Consider the following 11,986-nt stretch of genomic DNA (forward strand, 5'->3'; position numbering starts at 1 on the left):
AATCTGTCGCCCCTTTTTCCTCAGGCGGGAGTTCCCATGACTATTGATATCGCCTGGCAGGAGGTCGATACCGTTCTGCTGGACATGGACGGCACGCTGCTCGATCTGGCGTTCGACACTTTCTTCTGGCAGAAACTGGTGCCCGAAACGCTAAGCCAGCAGCGCGGCATCTCGCTGGATGACGCCCACAATCATATCCGTGCCGAATATCACGCCGTGCAGCATACGCTAAACTGGTACTGTCTGGATTACTGGAGCGAGCGCCTGGGGCTCGATATCTGCGCCATGACGACCGAGCAAGGGCCGCGCGCGCTGATACGTGAAGATACCGTGCCGTTTCTCGACGCGCTGAAAGCCTGCGGCAAGCGGCGCATTTTGCTGACCAACGCGCATCCGCATAATCTGGCGGTCAAGCTTGAGCATACCGGGCTTGCTCAGCACCTTGATTTATTACTTTCCACCCACACATTTGGTTATCCAAAAGAGGATCAGCGGTTATGGCAGGCCGTTGCCCGGCACACCGGCCTTGATAAGTCGCGCACGCTGTTTATCGACGACAGCGAGCCGATTCTCGATGCCGCCGCGCGGTTTGGTATTCGCTACTGCCTTGGCGTCACCAATCCCGATTCAGGCGTTGCGGATAAAAGCTATCAGCGCCACCCGGCGCTTGGCGATTACCGGCGTCTGATCCCCTCGCTGCAAACCGAGGAGTCGTGATGAAAGAGAAATCCACCGAGGGGGTTCGCCTGGACAAATGGCTCTGGGCGGCGCGCTTCTATAAAACCCGCACGCTGGCCCGCGAGATGATCGAAGGCGGCAAGGTGCACTACAACGGGCAACGGACCAGACCGAGTAAAATTATCGAACCGAACGCGGTGTTAACGCTGCGCCAGGGAAACGATGAACGCACGCTGGTGGTAAAAGGCATTACCGATCAGCGACGACCGGCAAGCGAAGCGGTACTGCTGTACGAAGAGACGGCAGAAAGTATCGAAAAGCGCGAAAAACTCGCGCTGGCGCGTAAACTCAACGCCCTTTCCATGCCGCATCCGGATCGCCGCCCGGACAAAAAAGAGCGCCGCGATCTGATCAAATTTAAATTTGGCGACAGCGAATAACCGTCACGCCAGGAGAGAGAATAATGGCTCAACACGACCAACTACACCGCTATCTTTTTGAAAATTATGCCGTGCGCGGCGAACTGGTGACGGTTTCAGAAACCTGGAAACAGATCCTTGAAAACCATGACTACCCGATGCCGGTTAAAACCCTGCTCGGCGAGCTGCTGGTCGCCACCAGCCTGCTGACCGCGACGCTGAAATTCGCGGGCGATATCACCGTTCAGTTGCAGGGCGACGGCCCGATGACGCTCGCCGTGATTAACGGCAACAACCGCCAGCAGATGCGCGGCGTCGCGCGCGTGCAGGGCGATGTTCCGGCGGACGCCGACCTGAAAACGCTGGTCGGCAACGGCTATCTGGTCATCACCATTACGCCGGAAGAAGGCGAGCGCTATCAGGGTGTCGTCGGTCTGGAAGGCGATACCCTGGCCGCGTGCCTGGAAGATTACTTCATGCGTTCAGAGCAGCTGCCGACCCGCCTGTTTATCCGTACTGGCGAAGCGCAGGGCCAGCCTGCCGCAGGCGGTATGCTGTTGCAGGTGCTGCCGGCGCAGGACGCCCAGACGGAAGACTTCAATCATCTGGCGACGCTGACCGAAACCATCAAGGCGGACGAGCTGTTTACGCTGCCCGCCAACGATGTGCTGTGGCGTCTCTACCACGAAGAAGAAGTGACCGTTTACGATCCGCAGGCGGTGGAGTTCAAATGCACCTGCTCGCGCGAGCGCTGCGCCGATGCGCTCCGCACGCTGCCGGATGAAGAAATCGCACAGATCCTGGAAGAAGATGGCGAAGTGGATATGCATTGCGACTACTGCGGCACCCACTATGTGTTCGACGCGATGGATATCGCCGGGATCCGCAAAAACGCCTCCCCGGCCGATCCGCAGGTACACTAAGGCCTGCTGACGCTCCCCGCCGCCCGGCGGGAAGCGTTTTTTTACGCTTACTGATAGTTGATCGGAATTCTTACCCCGCCGATTTCCACATCCTGCCAGGTTTTCTCTTTTCCTTTGATCTGATTTTCGCGCAGCGCCTTGTCGAATTTCTCGCGCGTCAGACTGCCGGGAACCTCCTGGCTCCATCCTGCCTGCCGCCACTGGCCGTTCTCGCGCATCGTGACGCTACAGCTTCGCGTGTCGCTGTTGCACAGCAGCACTTCATTTTGCCCGTCATGGTTCAAATCGAGCGCCGCCACAACGCAGCTGCCCTTCTCATATAAACAGCCGCGCACGCTGTAGGTGTCTTCTTTACGCACCCACTGCCACCAGCTCTCCGCAGGGGCCTGCGCGCCGGCGGCAAGCGTAATGGCGTCGCGAAGGTCGTCGTCAGCCACGGTCGAATCGCTGTCCAGCAGATCGCGCAGCGCCTGGCGATTCTCTTTATCGGCCATAAAAGCCGGGTTATTGCGAAGTTCATTCAGCGCCGCCTGACCGCGCCGTCCGGCGTGTTGCAGCATATAGAGGCTCATCAGGTCGGCCTTGCGCGCCCCGCTCTCATAGCGCGCCATCTGGCTCTCCACGCTGATGCGCCACGGGTCGAGCACCGGCGAATGGCTTAAGACCAGCAGCGCGAGTGAGAACAGCATGACGACCCGACCGCCGCGATCGCTGGCTGGCTCACCGCTCTTCATTCGCCTTACCGTCTGTAACGTGGCGCACACCGCCCAGCACAGCACCGTCGCTGTGATAAGCGCCGCGTAAACGCGCCACGGCGTCCAGCCATATTGCTGAACGCGCAGCCACAGCGACCACCCGGCCAGCGCCGAAAAGAGCGGGGTCGCGATAAGCCCGACCGTGTTCAGCAGCCGCAGCGCCTTGTGCGGCGGCGGCGCGCTGCGCCAGGGCGCGCAGGCCAGACTGGAAAGCGACAGCAAAACCAGCGCCAGCGTATTCAGCAACGCGTTGCAGGAGGTGCGCGCCGCAAGACCGCTCAGGCCAACAAACGGCAGCGTCGCAAGAAACAGCAGCGCGATAAGCGCGGCGAGCGGCAGCAGGCCGGACGCCACCAGCGTCAGAAAACGCATCAGCGCCTCGGTGATGCGCGTCTGGCTGCGGCACAGCAGCAAGCACACCGCGCCGGAAACCGTCGCCATGACATAAACAAAGAGCGGCGTGTCGAAAAACAGAATGTCAAAGAAGCGGATATCCACCGCGTTAAAGAGTTTCGCCCACAGCAGCAGCACGCCCCAGAACACACCGGCGAGCGCCAGCGCCAGCAGCAGCGCGACGCCGTTATTCCACAGCGCCAGACGGCGTGAAACGGGCGCGCCGGACGCAGTGCCTCGCTGAACCCAGGGCAGCGCCATAAAGAGCGTGACCGCCAGATGAAAATACCAGGTCGCTATCATCTCGCCCGCGTCCAGCTCATCGACGCCCGTAACAGACCAGCGCATCCAGCCCGACATCACGCCCACCAGCGCCAGCAGCGCGCCCGTCATTAACCAGAAACGCGGCGCGCGCAGGCGGGTCGCCGCCAGCGCCACGCTTGCGCACAGCGTGACGGCCAGCGAGTGCAGCACCAGCGCCGAGCCCTGGCTCATCGCCAGCAGGCTGTGCGGGCCGGTTAAAAACATCAACAAACCGCAGAGCGCGGCAATCATCACAATGCCCCAGCGCGTCGCGGGCGCCAAGGGATGAAGTTCAGACATGACGATAATCCTTTAAAAACGCATTCACGCGGTGAAGATAACCCGCCTGCGTGAAGTGAGCGTGAAGTGGGAAAAGACGCGTTTCGCAGGCCAGAGCCTGACGCGTATCCGCAAAAGTCCGTTTATCCTGTGCGATCCCCCGCCGGTTTTGGTTTTCACATAAAAGATAATTTTCTTCAGGAAAGCGCTTACAGTCACAAAGTGCGGGTTTAGCGGGGGGCTTTTATAACATATTCGGAACAATTAACGCGTACACAGATAAAATATTGCCATACTCTGAGTCCCGTCGTGACCGGTCTCACAGAATTTTCCACTATGGCGCGCCTGGCGACCCATCAGTAACGTAAATCTATGAAGCCTGTCGCGGTTAACGTCCCCGGAATGACCCTACACTTTCAGATAGTATAAATTGGCTAAGGAGCAGTGACATGCGAGTTACAGGCATAACCCCGCAGGATCTCAAGGCTTACGGTATCAACGACGTCCAGGAGGTGGTTTATAACCCCGATTACGACACCCTTTATCGCGAAGAGCTTGACCCGTCGCTTGAGGGTTACGAGCGCGGGGTGCTGACAGATCTGGGTGCGGTCGCCGTCGACACGGGCATTTTTACCGGCCGTTCGCCGAAGGATAAATACATCGTTCGCGACGACACCACGCGCGATACGCTGTGGTGGTCCGATAACGGCAAAGGCAAAAACGACAACAAACCGCTGACGCCGGAAACCTGGCAGCATCTGAAAGGCCTGGTGACGAAGCAGCTCTCCGGTAAACGTCTTTTCATCATCGACGCCTTTTGCGGCGCTAACCCGGACAGCCGCCTGGCGGTGCGTTTTATTACCGAAGTGGCATGGCAGGCGCATTTCGTTAAAAACATGTTTATTCGCCCGTCCGGGGATGAGCTGGAGGGTTTCGAGCCCGATTTCATCGTGATGAACGGCGCGAAATGCACGAACCCGGACTGGCAGGCGCAGGGGCTGAACTCTGAGAACTTTGTAGCCTTTAACCTGACCGAACGGATGCAGCTGATTGGCGGCACCTGGTACGGCGGCGAAATGAAAAAAGGCATGTTCTCTATCATGAACTACCTGCTGCCGCTGAAAGGCATCGCCTCGATGCACTGCTCGGCGAACGTCGGCGAAAAAGGCGATGTGGCGGTGTTCTTCGGCCTCTCCGGCACCGGCAAAACGACGCTTTCCACCGATCCGAAACGCCGCCTTATCGGCGATGACGAGCACGGCTGGGACGATGACGGCGTGTTTAACTTCGAAGGCGGCTGCTATGCCAAAACCATTCGCCTCTCTGAAGAAGCCGAGCCGGATATCTATCACGCCATTCGCCGCGACGCGCTGCTGGAAAACGTGACCGTGCGCGACGACGGCAGCATCGATTTCGACGACGCCTCTAAAACCGAAAACACCCGCGTCTCCTACCCGATTTATCACATCGACAACATTGTGAAGCCGGTATCGAAGGCGGGCCACGCGACCAAAGTGATCTTCCTGACCGCCGATGCGTTCGGCGTTCTGCCGCCAGTATCGCGCCTGACGGCCAGCCAGACGCAGTATCACTTCCTCTCCGGCTTTACGGCGAAACTCGCGGGCACCGAGCGCGGCGTGACCGAGCCGACGCCGACATTCTCCGCCTGTTTCGGCGCGGCGTTCCTGATGCTTCACCCGACGCAGTACTCCGAAGTGCTGGTAAAACGCATGCAGGCGGCGGGCGCGCAGGCGTATCTGGTCAATACCGGCTGGAACGGCACCGGCAAACGCATCTCCATCAAGGACACGCGCGCGATTATCGACGCCATCCTGAACGGTTCGCTGGACGATGCGGAAACCTTTACGCTGCCGCTGTTTAATCTGGCCATCCCGACCAGCCTGCCGGGCGTCGATGAGCGCATTCTCGACCCGCGAAACACCTATGCTTCGCCGGAACAGTGGCAGGAAAAAGCGCAGCAGCTGGCGCAGCTGTTTATCAGCAACTTTGAGAAATATACCGACACGCCTGCCGGCGCCGCGCTGGTGAGCGCAGGCCCGCAACGCTAACGGGTTGAAGGTAAAAACGGCTCCGTAAAGGAGCCGTTTTTTTATGGCGTGATGCAATCAGCAAAGGTTAGCTGGTTTTGATAACCGTCGTGCCTACCGGTACCGGAAGCCAGGCGCGGATACGTAACCCGCCGCGCTCGCTCTTGCCGATATCCAGCAGCCCGTGGTGGTTGTCGATAATGCGCTGCACAATCGCCAGCCCCAGCCCGGTGCCGCTGGTGCTGCGCGCGCTGTCGCCGCGCACAAACGGTTGCAGCAGGTGTTTGAGCTGGGCAGGTTCAATGCCCGGCCCGTCATCTTCCACCTGGAACCAGGCGCGGTTGAGTTCCGTGCCGCTACTCACTTTGATCCAGCCGTTGCCGTAACGCGCGGCGTTGACCACCATATTCGCCACGGCGCGCTTGATGGACAGCGGATGAATGCGCAGCGGGATCTCGCCGCTTTGCAGCGCCGTTTCTATCTCGCGCTCATAGCCGCTTTCCGAGGCGATCACCTCGCCCAGCACCGCGTTAAGATCGGCGGTTTCCAGCGGCATCTCCTGCCCGGTACGCAGGTAGTCGATAAACTGCTCGATGATGTCGTTGCACTCTTCAATATCTTTATTGATAGATTCGGCCAGGTAGCCGTCGCCTTCGCTCATCATCTCGGTGGCCAGACGAATACGGGTCAGCGGCGTGCGTAAATCATGGCTCACGCCCGCCATCAGCAGCGTGCGGTCGTCCGCCAGTTGCTTCACGCCTGCCGCCATATGGTTAAACGCGCGGGTCACCGATCGCACTTCGGAAGCGCCATATTCGCGCAGCGGCGGCGGAATAATGCCTTTACCCACCTGCAGCGCGGCGTGCTCCAGCTCCACCAGCGGCCGGTTCTGGATGCGGATAAACAGCCAGGCGCCGCCAATCGCCAGCAGCATAATCGCCAGCGTATAGCGGAACAGCGGCGAGAAATCGCCCTGATGGATTTCAGTGAGCGGCACGCGCACCCAGATGTTGGGCGACAGCCAGGTTTTCAGCCACACCACTGGCGAGCTTTTATTGACCTCGACGCGCACTTCCGTCGGGCCGCCAAGCTGCTGCGCCATCTGCTGGCTTAAAAACTCATAATGCTGCGCCCAGCGCAAACCCGCCTCTTCCGCCGCCTCGTTGGCATAGAGCGAAATCCCCAGCTCACGGTAAATCTCGCGACGAAACGCCGGCGGCACCACCAGCTGCGTCCCGTCCTCCAGTTGCAGTTTATCGGTCATCAGCATACGCACTTCGTAGGCCAGGACTTTATTAAACTGCTGGAGGCTCGGCAGGATGGCGAAGTTAAGCACCACCAGGTATGTCGTCACCAGGCTTGCGAACAGCAGGGTGACGATGAGAAGCAGCGTGCGGGCGAAAGAACTGCGAGGCGAGAAGCGCAGCTTCCTCATGCTTTAGCGCCGTCCGGCACAAAGACGTAGCCCAGGCCCCAGACGGTCTGGATATAGCGCGGATGCGCCGGATCTTCTTCCACCATGCGGCGCAGGCGGGAGATCTGCACGTCGATAGAGCGCTCCATCGCGGAGTATTCACGGCCGCGCGCCAGGTTCATCAGCTTATCGCGCGACAGTGGCTCGCGCGGGTGGCTGACCAGCGCTTTCAGCACGGCGAATTCCCCGCTGGTGAGCGGCATCGGCTCATCTTCGCGGAACATCTCGCGTGTGCCGAGGTTTAGTTTGAATTTCCCGAAGGCGATAACCGCCTCTTCCTGCGACGGCGCGCCCGGCAGCTCGTTGGCCTGACGGCGCAGTACGGCGCGGATGCGAGCGAGCAGCTCACGCGGGTTGAACGGTTTAGGGATGTAGTCGTCGGCGCCGATTTCCAGCCCCACGATACGATCGACCTCTTCGCCTTTCGCGGTGACCATGATGATCGGCATCGGGTTGCTCTGGCTACGCAGACGGCGGCAAATCGAGAGGCCGTCTTCGCCAGGAAGCATCAGATCAAGCACCATCAGGTGGAAGGACTCGCGGGTCAGCAGGCGGTCCATCTGTTCGGCGTTTGCCACGCTGCGCACCTGGAAGCCCTGCTCGGTGAGGTAACGCTCAAGCAGCGCGCGCAGGCGCATATCGTCATCCACCACCAGAATCTTGTAATTTTCTTGCATTGTGTTTACTCCCAAAGGCTCAAACAGTTGTAACGCCATTCTAAAAAAGTGTGCGTCAGCCGGTGAGTTAAATCTGGTATATATTGTAGTCGAAATTGTTACAAAGCATATTTAACAGCAGCTTATCTTCACTTTCGATCACAAAACCGCCGAGTCTCTAAAGGGCGATATCACGACGCTGCCGACCTTAGGCTTCATCATAAACGAACTGGCGCATTTCGTATGCCGGCCGCGCTTTATCAGGCCCGTGAGTCAGGCTCGCTTTCGCGCGCCTGGCGCTTCACATTCGCCACCGCGCCCGCTAAGGTACGGACGTTAAAATTGTCAGCGAAGGCCAGCCGATGAAAACGCCGTTAATTACCCGCGAAGGTTACGAAAAACTCAAAAAAGAGCTCGACTATCTGTGGCGCGAGGAGCGGCCCGAAGTCACCAAAAAAGTGACCTGGGCGGCAAGCCTTGGCGATCGCAGCGAAAACGCCGATTACCAGTACAACAAAAAGCGCCTGCGCGAAATCGACCGCCGCGTGCGCTATCTCACCAAATGCCTTGAGAACCTGAAAATCGTCGATTACTCGCCGCAGCAGGAAGGCAAAGTCTTTTTCGGCGCCTGGGTTGAGGTGGAAAACGACGACGGCGACGTGAAGCGTTTTCGTATCGTCGGCTATGACGAGATTTTCGGGCGCAAAGATTACATCTCCATCGACTCCCCTATGGCCCGCGCGCTGCTCAAAAAAGAGAAAGGCGACGTGGCGACCGTCCAGACGCCGGGCGGCGAGGCCACCTGGTATGTGAACACCATTGAGTATGTGAAGTAACCCTTTGCGGATAGCTCCGAAACCCGCCACGGGCGCGGCTACGGCTGGCATTTTTACCCTTCAGTCCGTATAACTGTGCCCTGACTTTTTGTACATAACAGATGATATTGCCATGATGAATGATTCGCTCAGTCGTATTATCGCCAGTGAGCTTCAGGCCAGGGCTGAACAGGTAGACGCTGCCATTCGCCTGCTTGATGAAGGGAACACCGTGCCGTTTATCGCACGCTACCGTAAGGAGGTCACCGGCGGTCTGGACGACACCCAGTTGCGCCAGTTGGAGACGCGTCTGGGTTATCTGCGCGAACTCGAAGAGCGTCGTGCGGCTATCCTCAAATCGATCGCCGATCAGGGCAAACTGACCGAGGAACTTCAGGCGGCCATTACCGGCACCCAGAGCAAAACCGAGCTTGAAGACCTTTACCTGCCTTACAAGCCGAAGCGCCGCACCCGCGGGCAGATAGCGATTGAAGCGGGCCTTGAGCCGCTCGCCGACCTGCTGTGGAACGAGCCGTCCCACGACCCGGAGGCGGAAGCCGCAAAATTTATTAACGCCGATAACGGCGTGGCCGACACCAAAGCCGCGCTCGACGGCGCGCGTTATATCCTGATGGAGCGCTTTGCCGAAGACGCGGCGCTGCTCGCCAAAGTGCGCGATTATCTGTGGAAAAACGCGCATCTGGTTTCTACCGTGGTGCCAGGCAAAGAGGAAGAAGGCGCGAAATTCCGCGACTACTTCGCCCACCACGAACCGATCGCCACGGTGCCGTCGCACCGCGCGCTGGCGATGTTCCGCGGGCGCAACGAGGGCGTATTGCAGCTTTCGCTGAACGCCGACCCGCAGTTCGACGAGCCGCCGCGCGAAAGCTACTGCGAGCAGATTATTACCGATCACCTCGGCCTGCGCCTGAATAACGCCCCGGCCGACAGCTGGCGTAAAGGCGTGGTGAGCTGGACCTGGCGTATCAAAGTGTTGATGCATCTGGAAACCGAGCTGATGAGCACGCTGCGTGAGCGCGCCGAAGACGAGGCGATTAACGTATTCGCCCGTAACCTGCATGACCTGCTGATGGCCGCGCCTGCCGGGCTGCGCGCCACGATGGGTCTCGATCCGGGCCTGCGTACCGGCGTAAAAGTGGCGGTGGTTGACGCCACCGGCAAGCTGGTCGCGACCGATACCGTCTATCCGCATACCGGCCAGGCGGCGAAAGCGGCGGTCGTTATCGCCGCGCTGTGCGAAAAACACAATGTGGAACTGGTGGCTATCGGCAACGGCACCGCCTCGCGCGAAACCGAACGTTTCTTCCTCGACGTCCAGAAGCAGTTCCCGAAAGTCACCGCGCAGAAAGTGATTGTCAGCGAAGCGGGCGCGTCGGTGTACTCCGCCTCTGAGCTGGCGGCGCAGGAGTTCCCGGATCTTGATGTGTCGCTGCGCGGCGCGGTCTCTATCGCCCGTCGTCTGCAGGATCCGCTGGCGGAACTGGTGAAAATCGACCCGAAATCCATCGGCGTGGGCCAGTATCAGCATGACGTCAGTCAGAGCCAGCTGGCGCGTAAACTCGATGCGGTGGTGGAAGACTGCGTGAACGCCGTGGGCGTCGATCTCAACACCGCCTCGGTGCCCCTGCTGACCCGCGTGGCGGGCCTGACGCGTATGATGGCGCAGAACATTGTGTCCTGGCGCGACGAGAACGGCCAGTTCCGCAACCGCCAGCAGTTGCTGAAAGTGAGCCGCCTGGGGCCGAAAGCGTTTGAGCAGTGCGCGGGCTTCCTGCGTATTAACCACGGCGATAACCCGCTCGACGCCTCGACCGTTCACCCGGAAGCCTACCCGGTGGTGGAGCGCATTCTGGCGGCGACGGAGCAGTCGCTGCGTGATCTGATGGGCAACAGCAGCGCGCTGCGTAACGTGAAGGCGGTGGATTTTACCGACGAGCGTTTCGGCGTGCCGACCGTGACCGACATTATCAAAGAACTGGAAAAACCGGGCCGCGACCCGCGTCCGGAATTCAAAACCGCCCAGTTCGCCGAAGGCGTGGAGACGATGAACGATCTGCAGCCGGGCATGGTGCTGGAAGGCGCGGTGACCAACGTGACCAATTTCGGCGCGTTTGTGGATATCGGCGTGCATCAGGATGGTCTGGTGCATATCTCCTCGCTCTCCGACAAATTCGTCGAGGATCCGCACACCGTGGTGAAAGCGGGCGATATCGTGAAGGTGAAGGTGCTGGAAGTCGATTTGCCGCGTAAGCGTATCGCGCTGACCATGCGTCTCGACGAGCAACCCGGCGAAGGCAACGCGCGGCGCGGCGGCGGCAACAGCCGCGAGCCGCAGAAGCGTCCGGCGCAGAATGCCCGCAAGCCGGCGCGCGACAGCGGCGCAGGCGGCAACAGCGCGATGAGCGACGCGCTCGCCGCCGCGTTCGGTAAAAAGCGTTAAGCCGCAGCACAACACATAAGGCCGGGAAACCGGCCTTTTTTATTATTTTTGGATGGTGCCATTGGCGGGCGCGCTGCGCTTACCCGCCCTACATTTTGACAGGCATTTTTATTCCGTAGGGTGGGTAAGCGCAGCGCGCCCGCCTTTCATTCCTTACCCAAGCCACCATTTCTTATTTAAAAATCCACACTCAGAAATAAAATCAAATATGAACGCGGTTACATTTTTCATTTAAATAACAACCAGAACAAATAAATAACACTCATAAAAGGTGTCACAATAATCTGTTGCCGCTTTTAATTTTAATTAAATGAAAAATAAAGAATAAATAATTTTACCATGTCTGTGGAAAACGCTGGTGACCGCGTTTTTTTGCGCCAGAACAAATAAACCTCCGAAAGTCCCGTTACGCTGCATTATTGCATTGAAGATAAAAACCATTCTCATTACCATCTTAATCAGATAAACAACCCTTTCCCGCGCAATAATCGGCTCCTGGCCGTTGTATCGCTACGACTCACCGCCGCTGAGCGCATTCGGAATAAGCAGGTCCTATGCAATTCACACCTAACAGCAGCTGGAAAATCACGGGTTTCGCCCGGGAAATCAGCCCGGCCTACCGCCAGAAGTTACTGTCGCTCGGCATGCTGCCGGGTTCATCGTTTGAGGTAAAACGCGTGGCTCCGCTGGGCGACCCGATTCATATTGAAACCCGACGCGTAAGCCTGGTGCTGCGAAAAAAAGATCTGGCGCTTTTGCAGGTTGAAGCGACCCGCTGACCT

The 11,986-nt window shown here is 58.9% G+C and carries 10 protein-coding genes; 7 read left to right on the forward strand and 3 right to left on the reverse strand.

What is annotated here, in order from left to right; genetic code table 11:
• Positions 1-36: 36 nt before the first annotated feature.
• Genes yrfG through hslO form a run of 3 tightly spaced genes read left to right on the forward strand, consistent with a single transcriptional unit; the run spans position 37 to position 2,020 of the window.
• A complete protein-coding gene (gene yrfG, locus AFK65_RS18260) occupies positions 37-717 on the forward strand; it encodes a GMP/IMP nucleotidase (protein WP_007702677.1) in 681 nt (226 codons plus the stop codon).
• A complete protein-coding gene (hslR, locus tag AFK65_RS18265) occupies positions 717-1,118 on the forward strand; it encodes a ribosome-associated heat shock protein Hsp15 (RefSeq protein ID WP_004385531.1) in 402 nt (133 codons plus the stop codon). The genes yrfG and hslR overlap by 1 nt, the downstream gene beginning before the upstream one ends.
• Before the next feature lie 23 nt (positions 1,119-1,141).
• Positions 1,142-2,020 (forward strand): Hsp33 family molecular chaperone HslO, encoded by an 879-nt coding sequence (gene hslO / locus AFK65_RS18270; protein WP_007702682.1) that lies wholly within the window; start codon positions 1,142-1,144, stop codon positions 2,018-2,020.
• Between the two features lie 47 nt (positions 2,021-2,067).
• Here the strand turns inward: hslO and AFK65_RS18275 are convergent, their stop codons facing one another.
• Positions 2,068-3,771: a DUF4153 domain-containing protein gene (locus AFK65_RS18275; protein WP_038858744.1), complete on the reverse strand. Its 1,704-nt coding sequence runs from the start codon at positions 3,769-3,771 to the stop codon at positions 2,068-2,070.
• 428 nt (positions 3,772-4,199) lie between these two features.
• Between AFK65_RS18275 and pckA the strand changes: the two genes are divergently transcribed.
• A complete protein-coding gene (gene pckA / locus AFK65_RS18280; protein WP_007702685.1) occupies positions 4,200-5,819 on the forward strand; it encodes a phosphoenolpyruvate carboxykinase (ATP) in 1,620 nt (539 codons plus the stop codon).
• A 67-nt stretch (positions 5,820-5,886) separates the two neighbouring features.
• Here the strand turns inward: pckA and envZ are convergent, their stop codons facing one another.
• Positions 5,887-7,233: a two-component system sensor histidine kinase EnvZ gene (gene envZ, locus AFK65_RS18285; RefSeq protein WP_007702686.1), complete on the reverse strand. Its 1,347-nt coding sequence runs from the start codon at positions 7,231-7,233 to the stop codon at positions 5,887-5,889.
• Entirely contained in the window at positions 7,230-7,949 is a 720-nt protein-coding gene (ompR, locus tag AFK65_RS18290) for an osmolarity response regulator transcription factor OmpR (protein ID WP_006177890.1), read from the reverse strand. Before ompR ends, envZ begins: the two co-directional genes overlap by 4 nt.
• Before the next feature lie 341 nt (positions 7,950-8,290).
• Between ompR and greB the strand changes: the two genes are divergently transcribed.
• From greB to feoA, 3 genes are all read left to right on the forward strand, one after another.
• Positions 8,291-8,764, forward strand: coding sequence for a transcription elongation factor GreB (gene greB / locus AFK65_RS18295; RefSeq protein ID WP_007702687.1), 474 nt, complete (start codon positions 8,291-8,293; stop codon positions 8,762-8,764).
• 112 nt (positions 8,765-8,876) lie between these two features.
• Positions 8,877-11,204, forward strand: a complete 2,328-nt coding sequence (locus AFK65_RS18300) for a Tex family protein (RefSeq protein ID WP_038858742.1) — start codon at positions 8,877-8,879, stop codon at positions 11,202-11,204.
• 554 nt (positions 11,205-11,758) lie between these two features.
• On the forward strand, positions 11,759-11,983 hold the full coding sequence (feoA, locus tag AFK65_RS18305; protein ID WP_007702689.1) for a ferrous iron transporter A: 225 nt from the start codon (positions 11,759-11,761) through the stop codon (positions 11,981-11,983).
• Positions 11,984-11,986 lie beyond the last annotated feature (3 nt).

The organism is Cronobacter universalis NCTC 9529 (assembly GCF_001277175.1).
Lineage (GTDB): Bacteria > Pseudomonadota > Gammaproteobacteria > Enterobacterales > Enterobacteriaceae > Cronobacter > Cronobacter universalis.

Coding starts and splice junctions, on each gene's coding strand:
- yrfG (WP_007702677.1), top strand. CDS start 37: ATGACTATTGATATCGCCTGGCAGGAGGTCGATACCGTTCTGCTGGAC.
- hslO (WP_007702682.1), top strand. CDS start 1,142: ATGGCTCAACACGACCAACTACACCGCTATCTTTTTGAAAATTATGCC.
- AFK65_RS18300 (WP_038858742.1), top strand. CDS start 8,877: ATGATGAATGATTCGCTCAGTCGTATTATCGCCAGTGAGCTTCAGGCC.
- ompR (WP_006177890.1), bottom strand. CDS start 7,949: ATGCAAGAAAATTACAAGATTCTGGTGGTGGATGACGATATGCGCCTG.
- hslR (WP_004385531.1), top strand. CDS start 717: ATGAAAGAGAAATCCACCGAGGGGGTTCGCCTGGACAAATGGCTCTGG.
- pckA (WP_007702685.1), top strand. CDS start 4,200: ATGCGAGTTACAGGCATAACCCCGCAGGATCTCAAGGCTTACGGTATC.
- AFK65_RS18275 (WP_038858744.1), bottom strand. CDS start 3,771: ATGTCTGAACTTCATCCCTTGGCGCCCGCGACGCGCTGGGGCATTGTG.
- feoA (WP_007702689.1), top strand. CDS start 11,759: ATGCAATTCACACCTAACAGCAGCTGGAAAATCACGGGTTTCGCCCGG.
- envZ (WP_007702686.1), bottom strand. CDS start 7,233: ATGAGGAAGCTGCGCTTCTCGCCTCGCAGTTCTTTCGCCCGCACGCTG.
- greB (WP_007702687.1), top strand. CDS start 8,291: ATGAAAACGCCGTTAATTACCCGCGAAGGTTACGAAAAACTCAAAAAA.